The sequence below is a fragment of the Sphaerisporangium viridialbum genome, from assembly GCF_049674955.1.
Taxonomy (GTDB): domain Bacteria; phylum Actinomycetota; class Actinomycetes; order Streptosporangiales; family Streptosporangiaceae; genus Sphaerisporangium; species Sphaerisporangium viridialbum.
This window is the reverse complement of the sequence record NZ_CP187232.1, coordinates 2,880,861-2,899,741: the sequence shown is the minus strand read 5'-3', so window position 1 is coordinate 2,899,741 and position 18,881 is coordinate 2,880,861. Positions and strand designations below refer to the sequence as shown.

Annotated in this window: 22 protein-coding genes; 11 read left to right on the top strand and 11 right to left on the bottom strand. The window is 69.9% G+C overall.

What is annotated here, in order from left to right:
• The first annotated feature begins 237 nt into the window (after window positions 1-237).
• Together ACOZ38_RS12835 and ACOZ38_RS12830 are read left to right on the top strand one after the other, a co-directional pair.
• Window positions 238-648 (top strand): hypothetical protein, encoded by a 411-nt coding sequence (locus ACOZ38_RS12835; RefSeq protein WP_424530624.1) that lies wholly within the window; start codon window positions 238-240, stop codon window positions 646-648.
• A 2-nt stretch (window positions 649-650) separates the two neighbouring features.
• Window positions 651-3,380, top strand: coding sequence for a KGGVGR-motif variant AAA ATPase (locus ACOZ38_RS12830; protein WP_424536995.1), 2,730 nt, complete (start codon window positions 651-653; stop codon window positions 3,378-3,380).
• A 96-nt stretch (window positions 3,381-3,476) separates the two neighbouring features.
• Here the strand turns inward: ACOZ38_RS12830 and ACOZ38_RS12825 are convergent, their stop codons facing one another.
• The gene (locus tag ACOZ38_RS12825; RefSeq protein WP_424530623.1) at window positions 3,477-3,680 is read right to left on the bottom strand and encodes a hypothetical protein; all 204 of its coding nucleotides are present in this window, start codon (window positions 3,678-3,680) and stop codon (window positions 3,477-3,479) included.
• A 174-nt stretch (window positions 3,681-3,854) separates the two neighbouring features.
• Here ACOZ38_RS12825 and ACOZ38_RS12820 point away from each other — a divergent pair, with 174 nt between their 5' ends.
• Entirely contained in the window at window positions 3,855-4,382 is a 528-nt protein-coding gene (locus tag ACOZ38_RS12820) for a hypothetical protein (RefSeq protein ID WP_424530622.1), read from the top strand.
• 18 nt (window positions 4,383-4,400) lie between these two features.
• Window positions 4,401-5,438 carry a peptidase gene (locus tag ACOZ38_RS12815; protein ID WP_424530620.1) on the top strand — a complete coding sequence of 346 codons (1,038 nt, stop codon included), beginning with the start codon at window positions 4,401-4,403 and terminating at the stop codon, window positions 5,436-5,438.
• Here the strand turns inward: ACOZ38_RS12815 and ACOZ38_RS12810 are convergent.
• Window positions 5,435-5,572 (bottom strand): hypothetical protein, encoded by a 138-nt coding sequence (locus ACOZ38_RS12810; protein ID WP_424530618.1) that lies wholly within the window; start codon window positions 5,570-5,572, stop codon window positions 5,435-5,437. The two genes, ACOZ38_RS12815 and ACOZ38_RS12810, sit on opposite strands and share 4 nt — an antisense overlap.
• A 29-nt stretch (window positions 5,573-5,601) precedes the next feature.
• Between ACOZ38_RS12810 and ACOZ38_RS12805 the strand changes: the two genes are divergently transcribed.
• The gene (locus ACOZ38_RS12805) at window positions 5,602-6,369 is read left to right on the top strand and encodes a hypothetical protein (protein ID WP_424530616.1); all 768 of its coding nucleotides are present in this window, start codon (window positions 5,602-5,604) and stop codon (window positions 6,367-6,369) included.
• A gap of 14 nt (window positions 6,370-6,383) precedes the next feature.
• Here the strand turns inward: ACOZ38_RS12805 and ACOZ38_RS12800 are convergent, their stop codons facing one another.
• Complete coding sequence (locus ACOZ38_RS12800) at window positions 6,384-6,683, bottom strand: helix-turn-helix domain-containing protein (RefSeq protein ID WP_405146595.1); 300 nt, start codon at window positions 6,681-6,683, stop codon at window positions 6,384-6,386.
• A gap of 184 nt (window positions 6,684-6,867) precedes the next feature.
• Here ACOZ38_RS12800 and ACOZ38_RS12795 point away from each other — a divergent pair, with 184 nt between their 5' ends.
• Genes ACOZ38_RS12795 through ACOZ38_RS12785 form a run of 3 tightly spaced genes read left to right on the top strand, consistent with a single transcriptional unit; the run spans window position 6,868 to window position 8,693 of the window.
• A complete protein-coding gene (locus ACOZ38_RS12795; protein WP_424530614.1) occupies window positions 6,868-7,779 on the top strand; it encodes an SPFH domain-containing protein in 912 nt (303 codons plus the stop codon).
• Window positions 7,776-8,057: a hypothetical protein gene (locus ACOZ38_RS12790; RefSeq protein ID WP_424530612.1), complete on the top strand. Its 282-nt coding sequence runs from the start codon at window positions 7,776-7,778 to the stop codon at window positions 8,055-8,057. Before ACOZ38_RS12795 ends, ACOZ38_RS12790 begins: the two co-directional genes overlap by 4 nt.
• A 3-nt stretch (window positions 8,058-8,060) precedes the next feature.
• Entirely contained in the window at window positions 8,061-8,693 is a 633-nt protein-coding gene (locus tag ACOZ38_RS12785) for a GOLPH3/VPS74 family protein (protein ID WP_424530611.1), read from the top strand.
• On the opposite strand, the gene ACOZ38_RS12780 is transcribed toward ACOZ38_RS12785, so the two are convergent.
• On the bottom strand, window positions 8,694-9,032 hold the full coding sequence (locus ACOZ38_RS12780) for a hypothetical protein (RefSeq protein ID WP_424530610.1): 339 nt from the start codon (window positions 9,030-9,032) through the stop codon (window positions 8,694-8,696).
• A gap of 122 nt (window positions 9,033-9,154) precedes the next feature.
• Between ACOZ38_RS12780 and ACOZ38_RS12775 the strand changes: the two genes are divergently transcribed.
• Window positions 9,155-10,039, top strand: a complete 885-nt coding sequence (locus ACOZ38_RS12775) for a sigma-70 family RNA polymerase sigma factor (RefSeq protein WP_424530609.1) — start codon at window positions 9,155-9,157, stop codon at window positions 10,037-10,039.
• 57 nt (window positions 10,040-10,096) lie between these two features.
• Here ACOZ38_RS12775 and ACOZ38_RS12770 read toward each other — a convergent pair whose 3' ends face one another.
• The 3 genes from ACOZ38_RS12770 to ACOZ38_RS12760 all read right to left on the bottom strand — a co-directional run bounded on the left by ACOZ38_RS12770 (window position 10,097) and on the right by ACOZ38_RS12760 (window position 12,544).
• On the bottom strand, window positions 10,097-10,954 hold the full coding sequence (locus ACOZ38_RS12770; RefSeq protein WP_424530608.1) for a DUF1707 SHOCT-like domain-containing protein: 858 nt from the start codon (window positions 10,952-10,954) through the stop codon (window positions 10,097-10,099).
• Between the two features lie 61 nt (window positions 10,955-11,015).
• Window positions 11,016-11,957: a maleylpyruvate isomerase family mycothiol-dependent enzyme gene (locus ACOZ38_RS12765; RefSeq protein ID WP_424530606.1), complete on the bottom strand. Its 942-nt coding sequence runs from the start codon at window positions 11,955-11,957 to the stop codon at window positions 11,016-11,018.
• Window positions 11,958-11,959: 2 nt separating this feature from the next.
• Entirely contained in the window at window positions 11,960-12,544 is a 585-nt protein-coding gene (locus ACOZ38_RS12760) for a sigma-70 family RNA polymerase sigma factor (RefSeq protein ID WP_405146581.1), read from the bottom strand.
• A 107-nt stretch (window positions 12,545-12,651) separates the two neighbouring features.
• Here ACOZ38_RS12760 and ACOZ38_RS12755 point away from each other — a divergent pair, with 107 nt between their 5' ends.
• A complete protein-coding gene (locus tag ACOZ38_RS12755) occupies window positions 12,652-14,280 on the top strand; it encodes an isovaleryl-CoA dehydrogenase (RefSeq protein ID WP_424530604.1) in 1,629 nt (542 codons plus the stop codon).
• Between the two features lie 88 nt (window positions 14,281-14,368).
• Here the strand turns inward: ACOZ38_RS12755 and ACOZ38_RS12750 are convergent, their stop codons facing one another.
• The 4 genes from ACOZ38_RS12750 to ACOZ38_RS12735 form a co-directional block, all read right to left on the bottom strand.
• Complete coding sequence (locus ACOZ38_RS12750; RefSeq protein ID WP_424530603.1) at window positions 14,369-15,247, bottom strand: hypothetical protein; 879 nt, start codon at window positions 15,245-15,247, stop codon at window positions 14,369-14,371.
• Complete coding sequence (locus ACOZ38_RS12745; protein WP_424530601.1) at window positions 15,244-15,792, bottom strand: RNA polymerase sigma factor; 549 nt, start codon at window positions 15,790-15,792, stop codon at window positions 15,244-15,246. Before ACOZ38_RS12745 ends, ACOZ38_RS12750 begins: the two co-directional genes overlap by 4 nt.
• A 63-nt stretch (window positions 15,793-15,855) precedes the next feature.
• The gene (locus tag ACOZ38_RS12740; RefSeq protein WP_424530599.1) at window positions 15,856-16,800 is read right to left on the bottom strand and encodes a helix-turn-helix domain-containing protein; all 945 of its coding nucleotides are present in this window, start codon (window positions 16,798-16,800) and stop codon (window positions 15,856-15,858) included.
• Complete coding sequence (locus ACOZ38_RS12735; RefSeq protein WP_424530598.1) at window positions 16,790-17,641, bottom strand: phytanoyl-CoA dioxygenase family protein; 852 nt, start codon at window positions 17,639-17,641, stop codon at window positions 16,790-16,792. Before ACOZ38_RS12735 ends, ACOZ38_RS12740 begins: the two co-directional genes overlap by 11 nt.
• A 143-nt stretch (window positions 17,642-17,784) precedes the next feature.
• Here ACOZ38_RS12735 and ACOZ38_RS12730 point away from each other — a divergent pair, with 143 nt between their 5' ends.
• Window positions 17,785-18,861, top strand: coding sequence for a LacI family DNA-binding transcriptional regulator (locus ACOZ38_RS12730; protein ID WP_424530597.1), 1,077 nt, complete (start codon window positions 17,785-17,787; stop codon window positions 18,859-18,861).
• The last annotated feature ends 20 nt before the right edge of the window (window positions 18,862-18,881 follow it).

Genomic DNA, 18,881 nt, shown 5'->3' with positions numbered 1-18,881 from the left:
ATGAGAGCGAGCACAGGCTTACCCGGGGCTCCCGCCCCCGAGGGCGCGGTCCACGGACCGCGCCCTCTTTCTTCTCCGCTGCGGGCGCGGGGGTCGCTACCGCCGGCCCGGTCCTGGCGCACTCCCAGCGACGTGGCCTCGATCCTGATACGCCCGACCCCGCCGACAATGATCGGCGCAGACCGGAATCTGCCAGAGAAGCACATGCGACGGTAAGCTTCGTTAGGATCACGCGTCGTGTCCGTAGATGTTGGCAGAAACCAGCTTCGTGCAAGCTTCGCCGCTCACCGAGACGCATCAAGCGCCGTGAAGGAGGGTGCCCCAGCGGCGTTACTGCTCTTCTACGGCACCGAGTGCGGGCTTAAGGCGGCGATCCTCGATCGGCTAGGGCTGAAATCCACGTCCCAGTTGCCCGAGCACCTCAGAAGTCATGACCTGAAGCTCCTCGCCAAGGAACTTCGCCTTCCGCTGCAACTCTGTGAGAGCATGCGCTCCTCCACGAGCCAGAAGGAACGGCGAGAGGTGGCCTTCAAAGATCTCCACCAGGCGTGGAGATACGGTCAGCCTCTCAAGAAAGATCACGAGAGGCAGGCCCTTGCCGTGTTGCGTGAGCTTCTGGTCTGGTGTCAGCGAGAATTGAAAGCGTGATCATGCCCGAGCAGGAGATCAAAGCTCCCGAGCACATCTACACCTGGGTCGATGTGGACGCCCATCTCGCAGCCCTCGCGGCCAACGGGCTATGGCCGGATTGGCTTCACGAGTGTGACGCCTTCTGGGACGGCCTCGATGTGACGATCGCCCCTGACGCCTCACCCCAAGAGGCCCTGTCATGGATAAACGACGCCTTCGGGGTGGGGTCGACGATTTCGCACGAAGGGGAGACCGTTCTCCGACTCGACGACGTTCCCGGGCGCCCCTCCGCCAGGCTGCTACCGATTTCGGTGTGCCAGCGAGAGCTCGTAGTACCCCGGCGGGAGCCTCGATGGAGAGAACGGCGCGTCGTCCGTAGCCTCGGCGAACCTCTTCCTCGTCCGGAGACACCGTTTCCGGGCCATGTTCGAGTCGCCGCCATGCACTCCTTCAAAGGAGGGGTGGGGCGAACCCTGCACGGAGTGGCGCTCGCCGACGCCATCGCCCAGCGCGGCGATCGAGTGCTCCTAGTCGACGCCGATCTAGAGGCGCCAGGGATCAGTTGGATGTTCAGCGCGCACGGGAGGCGCGTCGATTTCGGCTATGAGGATTTCCTCGCGCTACTCCATTCATCCGATGACGGCCGTCCCGACGATGCGGTGAAACTGGGCGCGGCCTACCTACCGAACCAGATGATCGGCGGTGTGATCGTCATGCCCACCCGCCATTCGCTATGGGAAATCGGCCCACCGCGGCTCGAACCCACCGACCTGCTGACCCCGGATCGGTCGATCTACTTCCTGACCGAGTCCCTCGCCGAACTCGCCGACCAACTCGGAGCGCGGACGGTTCTGATCGACCTGCGCGCGGGCAGCAGCGAGCTAGCGGCCCCCGTCCTGCTCGACCCGCGCGTCCAGCGCATCTTCGTCACAACCGTCAGCAACCAGTCGCTGTACGGGACTCTTCGCACCATCCAGGAACTCGGCCGGCGGGCGCCGACACGGGCTGACGATCCAGCGAGCGCAGCCGTGATCACTCAGTTCCGCGAAGAGGGCCATCGCGAACTGGCGACCGAGGCGGCGACATTGCTCCGTGACATGATTTCCAGGACGCTCGAACCGGTCACGCAGGAAGGCGAAGATCGGACCGTAGACCGGGACGTCACGCTGGAGCCCATCTTCAGCGTGTTCCAGGATCGGCTTCTGGCACTGCCCGCTTCCTGGGAAGCCGTTGTGGATCTGGTCCGGCGTCAGCAACTCGCGGAGACGCTCGAACCGCTCATCGAAGGGCTCACACCGCCCCAGGAGCCGAGCGTCGCCAACAGGGAGGACGCCGCGACTTCGCAGCCCGTCGCGGTGGACAACGACGAGCTAACTGCCCGGCGCCGGACCTTGAGCGAGTTCTCGGGGCGGCTGGCGTATGCCGAGACGGCGGACGACGCCCAATTCCTGCCGACCGAGTCCTTGCGGAACATGCTTGTCTCTCACCGGACCGAACCGCCGCTGTGCGTGGTCACCGGAGCCAAAGGTTCGGGCAAGACCTTCACCCAGCTCCAGATGTGCTTTCGGAAGACGTGGCGTGACTACGCAGTCGATGTCGGTGTCGAGGGCGTGAGCCTGGACGCGCTCCTGGCACCGGTGCTCGTGTCCAAAAACCTCAGCGACTCCGCCCGTGAGCGGCTAAGCAAGATCCAGCAAGACGCCTCCGCCTCTCAGGCCGCCGAGCCGGCAACCCAGCTCGAACTGCGTGACCTGATCGACGGCGCCCTGCGTGCGGAACTGACGAACTCACAGTGGCGCCGGATCTGGTTGACTTGCATGGCCCGAGCCGTGGGGATCGACGCGTCCCCCGAGGACGTGGAGCAGAAACTCGTCGATTTCAGCTCCGCGAACACCCGGATCTTCCTCTTCGACGGGCTTGAAGATCTTCTTCAAGATCTCATCGAGAGCGACGCCCAGCGGCAGGCGCTCCGCGTCCTTCTCATCGACTGTCTCGACTGGCTGCGTAGCCTTCGCGGCCGGCCACTCGGGCTGGTCATCTTCGTCCGGCGCGACCTTGTCCAGTCGGCGATCCGACAGAACGACAAGCAGTTCTTCGCCCGATACCGCGACTACGAGCTCAAGTGGAACCACTTCGAAGCCCTGCGACTCGCACTTTGGGTGGCGCAACGTTCCGGAGCAGTTCCCGAATTCACACCCGAAGAAGTGGCTACAGCGAAGAACCAGGATCTCAGCACGATGCTGCATCCTCTCTGGGGAGAGAAGATGGGATCTCCCAAGTCCCGCGAGGCCCGCTCGGACGGGTGGTTCCTGGCAGCGCTCTCCGACTTCAACGAGCAGATCCAGGCGCGTGACATCGTGACCTTCCTCAGAGAGTCAGCAGCCTTTTCGATGGATGACAGCCGCTGGCCAACCCGCCTGCTGGCACCTGCCGCAATGAGAAGAGCACTGGTTCAATGCAGCCTGGACAAGATTCGCGCCATCAGGGAGGAGAGTCCTCAGGTAGGTGAGCTTCTCAGCCACCTGGATGGCCTTCCCTCGGACAAGAAGAGGATTCCTTTCATACCCGAGCAGGTCGATCTGTCAAGCCAGAACCTGGAAATCCTTGCCTCCAACGGCGTTGTCTTCCGAGAGGAGGATCAGTACTGGATCCCCGAGATCTTCCGCCACGGACTCTCCTTCAAGGCCACCGGCCGACCGAAGATCCTGGCGATCGCAAATCTCGTCCGGCAGCGGAACAACCTCGACTGACCCGCATACTACGACGCACCTCGCCGCTCGACGGGCACCAGCACCAGCACCAGCACCAGCACCAGCACCAGCACCAGCACCAGGGAACAGTCGACCTTAAGCGCGTCGTAGGTCGTCCGCATCGCGGTGAGCAGGTTCGACGGTGACGTCGACCACCTCCGCCTCGAAGCGGCCGCTGAGCGCGGCGATGGCGCCGGTGTACTGGCGGTAGTCCACGCTGAAGGTCACGAACCCGCGTCCGCGTGCGACCAGGGGCCTTGTCTCCGGGGCGAGGAAGCCCGCGACGGGGGCTTGTTTCATTGCCAGGGAAAGGCGTTTCAGCGCCCGTACGTGCCGTGCCGTTGATCTTAATGCGGCTACGCAGGGTTATCATCTACTACGAGGCGTGATGGTATGTCGGGGTCCTAGTTCTGTTGGGTCAAGTGTTCGGACTTCGCATCGCCTCTCTCATCCACCTGAGCATTGGATCCGAACATGCGTAAACCGTTTTACCTGATCGCCGCGGCTGCCGGCCTCGGCCTTGTCGCGGCGACCGCCCTGCCCGCCATGGCCGTCGACACCACCGTCACGTTCGCGATCACGAGCGCCGGCCTCACGATCAGCGCACCGGCGTCGGCGAACATCGGCTCGGTGGCATCCGGCTCCGCGAGCATCTCGGGGCAGATCGGTCCCGTCACGGTGACCGACCTGCGCGGCACCCTGAACGGCTCCTGGACCGCGACCGTCATCGGCACCGACTTCACCACCGGCGGGGCCACGGGGCCCGAGACCATCCCGGACATCAACGTCAGCTACTCCCCCGGGCCCGCCACCGCCACGACGGGCACGGGCACCTTCACACCCGGTCCCGGCGGGATCATCAATGTGCCGCGCGTCGCGTTCACCGGTACCGCGCTCACGGGTAACAACACCGCCACCTGGGATCCGACGCTCACCGTGACGATCCCGGCCGCGACCGTCGCCGGAACGTACACCGGCACCGTCACCCATTCGGTCGCCTGACCGGAGCCGGCGGCAATCGTGCCTCTTCGTCACCTCGCTTTGGGGCTGCTGGCGGCCGGGGCGCTCGCCCCGGCCGCCGGCACGCTCGACGGGCCGGCGCCGGGAGCGGCGGGATCCTCCGGAAAGAGCATCGGGATACGCCTGGTCGACGCGCCCGTCGACGCGCGCGCGAATTCGCGGGCCTGGTGCTACATCATCGATCACCTGGCGCCGGGTTCCGTCATCCACCGGCGGGTCGAGGTGTCCAACGCGACCGATTCGCCCAGGACTCTTTCGCTCTACACGGCAGCGGGGGCGATCCGCGATAGGAGATTCCAGTTCGCCCCAGGTCGCACGCCCAACGAGCTTTCCACCTGGACCACCACGGACCAGTCCAAGGTCGCCATGGCGCCGCATGCCCGCTCGATGGTCACAGCGACCATCGCCGTGCCGCGCGACGCCGCCCCCGGTGAGCGCTACGCGGTGATCTGGGCCGAGGCGGTCAAGGCCCCGCCGCCTGGAGGAGGCGTCTCCGAGGTCAACCGGGTCGGTGTCCGGATCTACCTGTCCGTCGGCCCCGGCAACCCGCCGGCGTCCTCCTTCACCATCGACTCGCTGACCGCCGAGCGGACGGCGGACGGCCGGCAGGTCGTCCTGGCGCAGGTGCACAACACCGGAGGCCGCGCGCTGGACCTGAGCGGCGACATGAGACTGTCGAACGGCCCCGCGAACCTCAGCGCGGGCCCGTTCAAGGTCGAGACCGGCACCACGCTCGCTCCCGGGAACATCGGATCCGTCACCGTGGTCCTCAGTGAGCAGGTCCCCGATGGTCCGTGGCGCGCCCGCGTCCGTCTCCAGAGCGGGCTGACGAAACGCGCCGCCGAAGCGACCATCCGGTTCCCCGCCGCCGTGGGGACGGCGCGAGCGATCAAAGCGGAGCCGGACACGAGCCACCTCCCCATGGCGGTGCTCGTCATCGGCGTCGTCCTGTGGGCGCTCACGACGGCCACGGGCCTGCTCGTCCAGCGAAGGCGCCGTTCGCGCCGGGAATGGAGCGCCACCGGGAGAGATCTCTAGGCGAACCAGTGGGTGATGGTGCCGGTGTAGGTGCCGCCGGCGACGCCGGCGGGCAGGGTCACGGTGATCGTCGATCGGGCACCACCCGCTGCCTGAACGAGTGCTTGGTCGATCCGCGATCCGCGTGGGACCATGGGAGCCGGCGTCTACGAGAGGCGGCTCCATGCTGGAAGGTGCCGCGGGTCATGGCATCACCTTCGTACTGGCCATGATCTCGGCGACCGTCTTCCTCATCCTGCGGTGTCAGCGCCTCGGCCGGCCGTTCGGGCCGAGCAGTCGATGGCTCGCCCTGGTGGTGATCACCCTCACGGCACTGGCCACGACCCTTGTCGCCCTGGTGGTGACGGGGCTGAACGACGAGCTCCGCGCGCTGGTCGGCCTCGTCGCACCTAGTGGGCTCTGGCTGGGGTACATGCGCCAGCGCCAGGACGGGCGCCGCTCGCTCGGACAAGAAGTGATGACGTTCTGGCTCGCCTCGCTGCTGGAGCGATTACACCAGGCGATGGCGGAGGATCGCGAGGTCTGGTGCGAGAGCCGGGTGGACGACACCTGGAGCACGCACCAGCTGAGCATGGCCGCGGAGCACTACCACGAGCGCATTCGCCAGCGGATGTCGGCGGACGAGCGGCGCAGGGAACGCGTCCAGAGCCGGCTGCAGGCGATAGAACGGCGTCTGGACGTCGCGGCGCTCATCGAGGACGGTGCGGGCAAGTCGAAGGTGGTCACCGCGCTCAGCAGCTCTCCGGTCACCAGGAAGACCCGCTACCAGCGGTATCTCAATGACTTCGCCCGGCTGCACGGGGTGCTCGTCCACGATGCGGAGCGCGAGCTGATGCGCCTGCTCGACTCGGCGTACCGGTGCGGGCTGCGGTCGCTCGCGCGCTACGACCCGGCCGTACTCGAGGTGGCGAAGGCACGGTCGCATCCGTGAACGGCCGGGACTCCTCACCGGTCGTCGAGAAGCTCAGCGGACTCCGCGATGGCGTTCAGGCTGAACTCGAACCGCGTGCCGAGTGCCTCCACCACCGCGCTCACCGTGCGCAACGTCAGATTCTCGTCACCGGACAGGATCTGGCTCACGCGGCCCGCCGACACGCCCATGAGGGCGGCGAGGTCGGCACGGGAGATCTTGTGCTGCCGCATGTACCACGAGATCTCGTCGGTGATCTCCTGGGCGAGCCCTCCGGGCTCCGCCGACCGGCGCTCCTCGAAGGCGGACCGGTCCGCCTGACGTCGTAGGGCCATGGCGAGCTCGCTCTCGTGCTGTCGCTTCCAGTGAGTCAACATTAGCTCTGCCTAAACCTTTAGTCAAGCCTAAAGCCGAGGGTCGACCACCCGCCACATCGGCTCCAGATGAGGGCTTGTAAAGTGATATCACTTTGCTATGGTTGTGCTTGTAGATGACAACCCCCGAGGGATGGTGGCAGCGGTGGAGAAGATCGGTGAGGTGGCTGTGGAGATGCCGGCTCCGCAGGTGAGTGAGCGGCGTCCGCTCAGCTTGTCCGGCTGGCCCATGCTCGGTCTCGCCCTGATCATGGCGATCGCGGGCGTCCTGATGCTGTACCAGGCGAACGAGGGCGGGTCCGCCGGCCTGGTACCGGTGGGGCTCCTCCTGCTGCTGGTGGCGGTCCTGCTGCTCGCGGGCATGATGGCGATCGCCCCCGGCGAGGCGAGGGTCGTGCAGCTCCTCGGCCGCTACCTCGGCACGGTGCGCACCGACGGGCTGCGCTGGGTCGTCCCGTTCACCCAGAAGCGGAAGATCTCGACCAGGATCCGCAACCACGAGACCGGCGTCGCCAAGGTCAACGACGCCGAGGGCAACCCGATCGAGATGGCGGCGGTCGTGGTGTGGCAGGTGGAGGACACCGCGAAGGCGGTGTTCGAGGTGGATGACTTCGTGGAGTTCGTCTCCATCCAGACCGAGACGGCGGTCCGCCACATCGCGGGCAGCTATCCGTACGACTCCCACGACAGCGGCCAGCTCTCGCTCCGCGACAACGCCGACGAGATCACCGGCAGGCTGTCGACCGAGATCGCCGCGCGCGTCGCGTCGGCCGGGGTCAAGGTCATCGAGTCGCGGATCACCCGCCTTTCGTACGCCCCGGAGATCGCCCAGGCCATGCTGCGACGCCAGCAGGCAGGCGCGGTGGTCGCGGCCAGGCGGCAGATCGTGGAGGGTGCGGTCGGCATGGTGGAGGCGGCCCTGCACCGGCTCGACGCGGCGGACGTGGTCAACCTCGACGACGAGCGGAAGGCGACGATGGTGAGCAACCTGCTCGTCGTGCTGTGCGGCGACAGGGATGTGCAGCCGGTCGTCAACACCGGCTCCCTTTACCAGTGACCGAGCGGAAGAAGATCCTTCTGCGGCTTGATCCGGCCGTCCACGACGCGATCACCCGGTGGGCGGGGGACGAGCTGCGGAGCACGAACGCGCAGATCGAGTTCCTGCTCCGCCGGGCCCTCGCGAACGCGGGCCGGCTCCCCGGCGACGTGGGGCGCATGCCCCGGCGCGGCCGTCCCCCCAAAGACGACGAGAGCCCCGGCGGTGACGGCGGCGAGGTACACGACGGCCGTGGCGCCGGCGACGGCGGCACACGTGACGGCAACGGAGAGGAGTGAACGGTGGACGTACCTGAGTTCCTGCACGAGCGGGTCTATCTGCTCGCCTACGACACCGAGCGGGGGCGGACGGCCGAGCGCTGGCATCTCGGCTACCTGGTGCGCGCGGGCATCCTGGCCGAGCTGCTGATCCAGGGCCACCTCGCCGACGCGACCGGCGGGCCGGTCGCGCGCACCCCGGCGGTGGCCGACCCCCTGCTCGACGGCGTGCTCCAGCAGGTCGCGGGCTCGCGGCGGCGCACCTGGCAGCACTGGGTGAGCAAGGGCTCGGGCGCCGCCGCGCGGGAGGTGCGCGACCGGCTGGAGTCCGGCGGCTGGATCCGTGTGGAGCACGGCCGCCTCCTCGGCCTCTTCCCCACGGCCAAGGTGACCGTCCGCGACACCCGCGTGGTGAAGCAGCTGGTCACCATGGCCTCCACGGCGCTGCGGCCCGGTCGGCCCGCGTCGCGGCTCGACCCCAGGGACGCCGGGCTCGCGGCCCTCGCGGCGGCGGTGAAGCTCAGGACCGTCCGGCCCCGCTCCCAGTGGCGCGCCGTCCGCGACCGGAGCGACGAGCTGTCGGAGGTGGTGGCTCCGGTGCCGAAGGCCCTTCGCAAGGCCGTCCAGAGCGCCGAAGCGGCCGCCGCCGCGGTCTGATCAGCCCGCGTACGAGCCGAGCACGTCGAGCGTCTGCGGCGCCGGGGGCTCCCCCACGATCCACTTGGCCACGGTCGCCCGGAGCTCCTGCGCCACTCCCATGCCGGGCAGGGGGTTCTCGACCCCCTCGTCCAGCTCCAGCATCGCGACGAACTCGGTGCCGCCGGCCGCCCGGTAGTAGGAGTACCGGAGGCCCTCCGGCCGCCGCGACGCGAGGGCCGCGAACGCCGCCTCGACCGCGCCGGCGATATCCTCGACACCGTCTTCCGCCACCTGGTAGCGAATCATCATCACGGACATGCCGATCTCCTCGTCGATCGTCTCTGCTCTCACCGACATGACGGAACGCGACCTGGAATGGTGACCGATGGCACGATCGACCCGAGCGGGCGGCCTCCGGTCACTCAGGGCGCGTCGTATGCGTCATGAACATGACGGAGCGCGGCGGGGAAAGGTGACCGATGGACGAGCATGACCGGCTGGCGGAACGATTTGAGACGCATCGCGGCCACCTGCGGGGGGTCGCCTACCGGATGCTGGGCTCGCTCACCGAGGCCGAGGACGCCGTCCAGGAGGTGTGGCCCCGGCTCAGCCGCGCCGACCTCAGCGGAGTCGAGAACCTCGCGGGATGGCTGACCACGGTCGTCTCCCGGGTGTGCCTCGACATACTGCGGTCCCGAAGGTCACGACCGGAGGAACCCGCCGGGCAGCCGGGGCCCGACCTGGCCTCGGACCCCGGCGAGGGGGGCGACCCCGAGCACGAGGCGCTGCTGGCCGACTCGGTCGGCCGCGCTCTGCTCGTGGTGCTGGACAGGCTGGCGCCCGACGAGCGCGTCGCGTTCGTGCTCCACGACATGTTCGCGGTGCCGTTCGACCAGATCGCCCCCATCGTGGGACGCTCGCCGGTCGCCGCGAAGAAGCTCGCCAGCCGCGCCCGCCACCGGGTGCGGGGTACGGCCGCGGTGTCCGGCGCCGAGCCGGCCCGGCACCGGCACGTGGTGGACGCCTTCCTCGCCGCCTCGCGTGGTGGCGACATGAACGCGCTTCTCGCGGTGCTGGCCCCCGACGTCGTACGCCGGGCCGACCGCGCCGCCCTGCCCGCCGGCGGCACGGCGGAGATCCGCGGCGCGCGGACCGTGGCGGAGGAGGCCGTGGTCTTCGCGCGGCATTCGCGGTTCGCCGAACCGGCGCTCGTGAACGGGGCCGTGGGGGTCGTCGTGGCCCCCCGTGGACGGCTGCTCATCGCCCTCACCATCGCGATCGAGGGAGACAGGATCGCCGCGTTCGAGGTGATCACCGACCCCGCGCGCCTCCACCGGCTCGACCTGGCGGTCCTGGACGACTGACCCGCCCCTCACCCGCGGGGTGCCCCGGCGTCCACGATCGACCAACCGACTGAGGCGCTACGGGCGCGGCGGGTACGGCGGCTCGGGGGGAAGCGGGGGAAGCGGGGGCAGCGGGGGAAGCGGGGGGCCGCCCCGGCGGGCGTCCCTGCGGGCCTGGCGGACCTGCTGGCGCTGCTCGCGCCACTCGTGGCGCTGCTCCCGCAACGCGTCATGCTGGGCCCGGTGAAGCTCGTGCCGCTGCGCGTGGAAGCCGCGCAGCTCCTCGCGGGCGTCCCGCCGCCTCTCCCCCGCCCATTCGCTCCAGGCGGCCCGCGCCCGCTTGATCGGCTTGGCGCGGGAGTCGCCCACGACCTTGACGTCGCCCATCAGGACGTACGCCCGCACCCGGATCACCGGGACGTTCTGCCCTGGCGGGGCCTCCAGGACGTCGACCTTCCTGTCGCCCATGACGGCGACGCCGCTCAGGTCGACCTCCACGCCGTCGGGAACGATGATCTTCACGCTGCCCATCACCGCCGTGGCGACGATGTCGACCTCGTTGGAGCGCACCTCGGCCTCGCGGAGGTCGAGCGTCACGTCGCCCATCACCGCGACCGCGCCGACCTCCTGGTCGACGCGCCACTTGCCGCGCCGCTTGGTGTCGCCCATGACCGCGACGTACCAGCGCCTGGCCACGCCGGGCCTGGGGGCCGAGGCGGCGGGGGCGCTCGCGGGGAACGGCTGGGCGCCGGCGGCGCCCGGCAGGTCGCTCGTGAGCTGGGCCAGCTCGGCGTGGTTGGTGGCGAGGTAGGCGGCCTCGGTGCGCTCGGTCAGCTCCGACAGCGTCAGGCGCCCCTCGACGGAGGCCTCTCTGAGCTGTTCCACCACGGCCTCGCGCTCGGCGTCCGAGGCGCGCATACCACCCGGATCGTTCATGTCAATGAATCTAGCGCGATGTTCCCGGTAGTCCGATCCTCCGAAAGGAGGAAACCCGCCGTCAGGGCCCCGACAGCGCGGGCGAGGCCTCCAGCACGTCGCGGGCCAGGGCGGCGTCGCCCGTCACCTTCACCGGGATCGTGCCAGGGGTGCCGCGCCCGCCGAGGAGAAAGCAGAACTCCACGACGTCACAGGTGAGGTCGGCGTGCGCGGGTGAGCCGTCGTCGGGCACGGCGACGCGGGTGACGTCGAGCGGAACGTACCAGGCGCCGCCTCCCGGCCCCGTCAGCGTGAGCCGTATCGCCCGGCCTCCGCCGTCGACGCCGGAGAGCAGCATCGTCCACGGGAGCAGCCGCGCGCAGAAGTCGGCCGTCGGGTGCAGGTGCTCGGCGAGCGGCCGGGGCAGGGGCAGCCCGACCACCGTGGCGGCGTCGTCGGTGTGGATCCAGGTCTCCAGCATGCGGGCCAGCAGGTGGTCGGACACCGGGAAGCTCATGCCCCCAGGGTCGACCGGCGTGGCGGGCTCCATCTTGGCCGCGGACTCGCAGATCGCCTCCGCCTGGGCACGCCACTCGGCACGGACGCGCTCGGGCGGCAGGCCGTCCGCGAAGGCGATCATGTCGGCGGTGCGGCCCAGGGTGTCGTTGGCGGCCAGCGGCGGACCGGCCACCGGGGCGCCGATCGCGGCGGCGACCAGGCTGTCGGTGGCGGCCAGGTGGGCCACGAGCTGCTGGAGCGTCCAGCCCTCGACGATCTCGCGCGCCCAGTCGGCGGGCGAGGCCGAGGCGAGCAGGGCGTCCATGGCGGCGACCCGGCCCGCGTACGAGGCGACGAACCCGGTGGTGACGGCCGGGCGGCGGGCGGAGCGCGCGGCGGCGAGCAGCCGCGTCAGGGCACCGGGAGGCGGCGCGTCACCGGCCTCGGCCATCATGTCGAGGCTCAGGCGCGTGTACGGGTCGGAGGGGCCGGGGATCTCCTCGCCGAGCGCCGGGTGGCGATCCACCGTCACACCTCCTTCTCGGCAAGCTCGTCGGCGAGCCTGCGAAGGCCCAGGCGGATGCGGGACTTGACGGTTCCCTCCGGCAGGCCGAGATCCTCCGCCGCCTGGCGGTAGGTACGGCCACGGTAGTACGCGAGTTCGATGGCCTCGCGCAGGCCTCGGGGAAGCCGGCTGACCGCGAGCCGCACCCGGGCGACCTCGTCGGCGGCGAGGACCCAGTCTTCGAGCGGGCTCGGCTCGGGCTCGGCGAGACGGGGGCCGAGGGCGGAGACCCGGTGGCGCTCCTCGGTACGTACGTGGTCGACGGCGCGGCGGTGGGCGATCGTCGCGAGCCACGAGCGCAGCGAGCCGCGGTCGGGGTCGAAGGCCAGCGGGCGCTCCCAGAAGGTGACGAAGACCTCCTGGACGATGTCCTCGGCGATCACGCGGTCGCGCGTGACCCGCAGCGCGAGTCCCAGCACCAGCGAGTACAGCCGGTCGTGCACCTCGCCCAAGGCGCTCTCGTCCCCGCCGACGACCCGCTGGTGAAGCGACCGGTCGTCGGTCTGCCCAGGCGCCTCCACCGGCCCCACCCCTCCTCGCTCGGCCACCCGAGCATCCCACTGTTCCCGGGAAATGTTGAGATGGATGGCGAAGCGCGTATCAAGAAGTGCGCTTCGCGACCAAGAAGCGCGCATCGACCCGCACGGAGGCTCCCTTGACGCACGACGTCTTCAACCAGGTCCCCCCGCTCACCGGCCACGACGTCTCCGCCGACCCGAGCCTGCTGGACGGCGTGAAACGCGAGGGCGCCGACTGGGCGCTCGGGGAGCTGCGCACCCTCGGAACGCTCGCCGGATCGGCCAGGGCGCAGGAGTGGGGCCGTCTGGCCAACGAGCACCCGCCCGTCCTGCGCACCCACGACCGGTACGGCAACCGGATCGACGAGGTGGAGTTCCATCCCGCGTGGCACGAGCTGATGTCGGTTGCCGTCGGCCACGGCCTGCACGCCACGCCCTGGACCTCGCCCCGCCCCGGCGCCCACGTGGCCCGCGCCGCCAAGTTCTACGTGTGGTCGCAGGTCGAGGCGGGTCACGGCTGCCCGATCTCCATGACGTACGCCAGCGTGGCGGCGCTGCGGCACACCCCGGCGCTGGCGGCCGAGTGGGAGGGTCCGCTGGCCTCCCGGAACTACGACTTCGGCCTGCGGCCGGCCTCCGCCAAGCGGGGCGTGCTCGCGGGGATGGCGATGACCGAGAAGCAGGGCGGCTCGGACGTCCGCGCGAACACCACGAGGGCCGAGCCGCTCGGCGACGGCACCTGGGCGATCACCGGCCACAAGTGGTTCAACTCGGCGCCCATGTGCGACGTCTTCCTGGTGCTCGCGCAGGCCCCGGGCGGGCTCTCGTGCTTCCTGCTCCCCCGCGTGCTGCCGGACGGCTCGCGCAACGCCATGCGGATCATGCGGCTGAAGGACAAGCTCGGCAACAGGTCCAACGCCTCGGCCGAGGTCGAGTACGAGGGCGCGGTGGCCCACCTGGTCGGCGAGGAGGGCCGGGGGGTCAGGACCATCATCGAGATGGTCAACATGACCCGGCTCGACTGCGTCATCGGCTCCGCCTCCGGCATGCGGTACGGGGTGACGCAGGCCGTCCACCACGCCACCCACCGCAGGGCGTTCGGCAAGGCCCTGGCCGACCAGCCGCTGATGCGCAACGTGCTCGCCGACCTGGTGCTGGAGTCGGAGGCCGCCACGGCCGTCATGGTGCGCCTGGCGGGGGCGACCGACAAGGCGATCCGCGGCGAGACCGGCGAGGGCGTGCTGCGCCGTACGGCTCTGGCCGCCGCCAAGTACTGGGTGTGCAAGCGCGCCCCGGTGCACGCGGCCGAGGCGCTGGAGTGCCTCGGCGGCAACGGGTACGTCGAGGAGTCGCAGATGCCCCGGCTGTTCCGGGATTCCCCGCTCAACGGCATCTGGGAGGGCTCGGGCAACGTCGCCGCGCTGGACGTGCTCCGGTCCATCGGAAAGGAGCCCCACGCTCTCGACGCCTTCTTCGAGGAGGTGGATCTCGCCGCGGGCGCCGACCGCCGCCTCGACGCCGCCATCGGCGAGACCAAGAAGTCCCTCACCGACCTGGCCACCGCCGATCACCACGCCCGCCGGGTCGCCGAAAGGCTCACCGTTGTCCTCCAGGCATCCCTGCTGGTCAGGCACAGTCATCCAGCCGTCGCCGACGCCTTCTGCGCCTCCCGGCTGGACCTCGACTGGGGCCACGCGTTCGGCACCCTCCCCCCTGGCCTGGACCTGGACCCGATCATCGACAGGGCCACCATGAAGATCGCCTAGCTGAGCTCAGGGTGGTCCGAATGAGGCGTTCACTCGGACCACCCGCCGAGCGGCAAGGTCGTTCGGTCGGCGCGACTCGGTGGTGCCGTCACTGCCCGTTCTGTTCCTCGGGCTGTTCAGGAGAGGGGCCGCCGGCGACGGTGAGGGCCACCGTGTCGGAGCTGTAATCCCAGGCCAGGTCGACGATCCAATCGTCCTTGATACGGTCGGCCGTGACGGGACTCGCGGTGTGGGCCTTGTCAGGGTCGCCGAAGAACAGGTAGTACTTGGGCTTCAGACCACGCCGGTCCAGCTCGGCGCGGACCTCCGCCACCGTCTCGCCGCGGGCCTCGTAACCGTCCAGTGCGTCACTCTTCATCAGTGAGTCGTTCACCGGCCCGTTCGCTCTGTAAGGCTCACCAGGGGCCGCGGGTCGGCCGATGCCGATGACGATCTTCCCGGTATAGCCCGCGGGTATGCTGATCTGCCCACACCACACCGAACCACAGGCACGGATTGCCTTGATCGTCATGCCCGTGCCCTCCGGAAAGTCCCCAGGCGCCAGTGGACCGATCATCTTCCCCACCTGCCTGGGCCGGACCGGGATCTTCTCCACCAAGGCGTCCAACCCGACGGCGCGGAAAGCCTCGGTGAAGGTCGTGACGTCGGCCTCGGGGTCGTTGACGGTGATGTCGAGGTACTGGTCGACCCGCTTCAGCGAGACGGCGGCGTTGGCGTACTCGGTGGCCGGGCCGCGGGCCGGCAGGCCGACGACGATCGCGGCGGCCACGGAGAGGGCCATCACCATGCCGATCAGGGCAGGTCTGCGGGCACGGCCGCGCCGGAAGGCAGACCAGGAAGGTCGGCGGCGCTCCGGCGGAGTCGCGACGATCTCCTCGAGCAGGTCATGGACTCCCTGGCTCATAGCGGGTTCGGCGTGCCCCGCGGCCGGGTCGATGGCGAACACCATACGGTCGATCTTGCTCATCGGTTTTCCCCCCTGAGCGCGGCCATCACAGATACTTCCCCGGTCGTCCCGAGCAGCTTGGCCAGGCGCTTGCGGGCGCGGTGCAGGCGCAACCGGGCCGCGGTGTCGCTGCAGCCCAGCACCTTGGCGATCTGCGGACCGGACAGCTCCTCCCAGCAGGCCAGCGCCAGCACCTCGCGGTCGGCCGGGGCGAGGTCCGCGAACGCCGTCCGTACGGCGTCGGTCCGCGGATCGGCGAGCGGCGCTTCCTGCCCGGCGGCCAGCTCATCGCGCAGCCGCGAGGCCAGCGCGGTGCGTCGCGACTCCCCGCGCCGGTGGTTGGCCAGGACGCGGCGGGCGGTGCCGTACAGCCACAGCACCGTGGCCTCCCCTTGAGGAATGTCGCCCAGCCGCCGCCAGGCGATGAGGAAGGTCTCGGCGATCACATCGGCGACGTCGTCGGCCGAGTCGGTGCGGCGCAGCGCGTAGCGGTGGACGGCTCTGTAGTGGGCGAGGTAGAGCGCCTCGAAACGATCTCGCACGCCGGGAGGCACAGGATCGTGCACAAACTTCTCCTCATCAAAGGTGCCGAAACACCTCAGCAGATGTCCGGCACCTCCGCGAGTGTTTCATCCCTTGGTCAGCGGTCCTCGTCCGCGCGTGGTGGCGGACCATCCGATCGGCGGCACGTGGCCGTGGGTGCCGGGGAGGAGCGACTGCAGCGCCGCGAGGCCGCCGGACTCGACGGGTGAGGGGGGCGCGGACTCCGGCGCGGTCGAGCGGAACGTCGTCGGTGCCATCCCGTAGACCGCGCGGAACCGGCGGGAGAAGTGGTACGCGTCGGCGAAGCCGCACTGTACGGCGATCGCGCCCATGGAAAGGTTGCTCTGCCACAACAGCGGTTCGGCTCTGGTCAGGCGCAGCAGTTCGATGGCGGCGACCGGCCCTACGCCGAACCGCCGCCGGAACGTGCGGCACAGCGTGCTCGGCGAGACCTGGGCGGCAGCGGCGAGCCGTCGCATCGGGATCGGCCTCGCCCGCCCGTCGGACCAGTGCTCGCGCACCGCGCGCATCATCGCGACGACCGGTTCCGGCAGGGTCGCGGGTGCGGGTTCCGCCGGCGCGGGGCCGGCCAGGAAGGTCAGCGCCAGCAGGCGGAGCGTCTCACGCGCGAGGACCTGCCACGCGGGCGGGCACTCGGTCCCGAGCCAGAGCAGGTACTGGCACAGGGCGCCCATCGGGTCGTGCCGGCCGGTCAGGTCGCGCACCAGCGGCCGGCCGGCGGGCACGTGGCCGGTGAGCGTGAAGTGCACGTACGCGTGCCGGGTCGGGGTGCGGGGATCCCAGCGGAACGAGTCGCGCATTCCCGGCCGGACGAGCAGCAGCTTCCCCGGGGTCAGCGGTAGCGCGACCTCGTTCCACGACCAGGTGGCGCTGCCCCGGAGGAGCCAGACGAACTGGTACGACCTGGCGACCCGCGGGCCGAACGTCGAGCCCGGCGGGTAGTCCGCGACGGTGGGCCCGAGGCGGGGCACCAGGCCGACGGAGATCATCTGCGGGCCGTCATCTGTCACAGCCGCCGTCCCGGTTCGGGCGAACCCGTGGCCGTCGCACCTCCTGCAGACCTTTGTACGCGTACGGGTCGGTGCCGGCGACGAGGACGATGTCCCGGTAGTCCGCCTGCGCCATGTTCGTCCCCTCCGGCGGGGCATCCCACGGCAACAGGGACTCCGCGCTCATGTAGTGGTTGACCAGCGCCCGCCGGTAGCCGTGCCGGCCGCTGTTGGGCAAAGACTTGTGCAGCAGGTGGCCGTTGAACACGAGCACGGAGCCGGCCGCGATCTCGACGGGCACCGCGTCGGAGTCGCCGAACGGGAAGCCGTAGGACTCCACCGTGCAGTCGTAGCGCGGGTCGTCGTGGTCGCGGTTCGGGTAGAGCACGCCGGACCGGTGCGATCCCGGCAGCACCCAGAGGCAGCCGTTCTCGACGGTGGCGTCGTCGAGCGCGAGCCACGCCGCCGCGAGCGACCGGTCGCGGGTCGGGATGAACATCTCGTCCTGGTGCCAGGCCTGCCCCGGCTCTCCCTCGGACTTGATGAACAGCATCGACTGCATCGCCTTGACGTTCGGGCCGATCAGCGAGGTGAGCGCCGAAACGATCGCCTGATGGCGCATCGTGGCGAGCATCAGGCCGGAGAGCTTGTGCGGGTAGTGGATGCACAGGAACCTGCGGAGCACGTCGTCGTCGGTGTCGGCGGGCCCGGCGGGGAGCGCGCCCTGGATGTCGCCGAGCTCGCCGCGGCAGATGCGGACGGCCTCTTCGACCAGCTTGTCGACCTCGCCGGGGTCGAGGGCGCGCTCCAGGACGACATAGCCGTCACGCTCGTACCGAGCCTTCAGTTCAGTGTTCGTCACCGCTCAATCATGGCTTTCCCCGCCGCGTTCCAGCCATGGTGCGAGCGCGCACCAGGATGGCGAATCGTGTCATCGCTTGACCCTTGCCGAAACGGATGATTAGCATTCGACACGCTTACTAATACGTATTAATAGGAGTTGACGTGGCTCCTCCCCGACGACAGCGCCGGGCCACCCAGGTGGACATCGCCAGGCGCGCCGGTGTCTCGCAGGCGACCGTGTCGCTCGTCCTCAGCGGCGGCGCGGTGAGCGACCAGATCGCCGAGTCGACGCGGCAGACGGTCCTCGCGGCGGCCGCCGAGCTCGGCTACTCGGTCAACGTCGCCGCCCGCAGCCTCAAGGGGGGTCGCAACCACCTGCTGGGCCTGTACACGTTCGAGCCGGTCTTCCCGACCGACCAGCGCGACTTCTACTTCCCGTTCCTGATGGGCGTCGAGGAGGAGACCGCACGGCAGGGCTACGACCTGCTGCTGTTCAGCTCGGTCGGCTCCGGCGACCGCGCGATCTACTCAGGCGGGGTGAACCGCCTGAAGATCGCCGACGGCTGTGTGCTGCTCGGCCGCAACGTGCGCCGCGAGGAGCTGGCGGAGCTGGTCAGGGAGGACTTCCCGTTCGTCTTCATCGGCCGCCGGGAGCTCGAGGGCGCCGAGCTGTCCTACGTGGGGGCCGACTATGTGACGGCCACCAGCGACCTCGTCGCGGAGCTGGTCCGCCTGGGGCACAGGCGGATCCTCTACCTGCGCGCGGTCGAGGACACCGAGCCCACCCGCGACCGCGAGGCGGGTTACCGGCAGGGCCTCGCCGCGGCCGGGGTCGCGGTGGACGAGTCGCTGATCCGCGGGCTCGCCGACCCCGCCGACCTGTCGCCTGAGTTCGTCGAGCGCTGGACGGGCGCGGACGGCGTCACCGCCATCCTCGTCGAGCCGAGCGAGGACAACCGCCTGACCGCCGCGCTGGACGCGATCAGCGCGGCGGGCAGGGTGCGCTTCCCGGGCGACTGCTCGATCGCGCTGCTCGGCGACCCGCCGTCGTGGACTCCCGAGCTGCGGGACTGGACCCGCTTCTCCCTGCCCCGTGCGGAGATGGCCCGAACGGCCGTGCGGATGCTGGTCGACCTGCTCGGCGGGCCGGCCGGCGCCCCCCGGCAGGTCACCGTGCCGTGCGGCTTCGTGGCCGGCGATTCCATCGGTCCCGCTCCCGGCCGGACGTGGCCCCGGTGACCCGCATGGTGGCGCGCCCG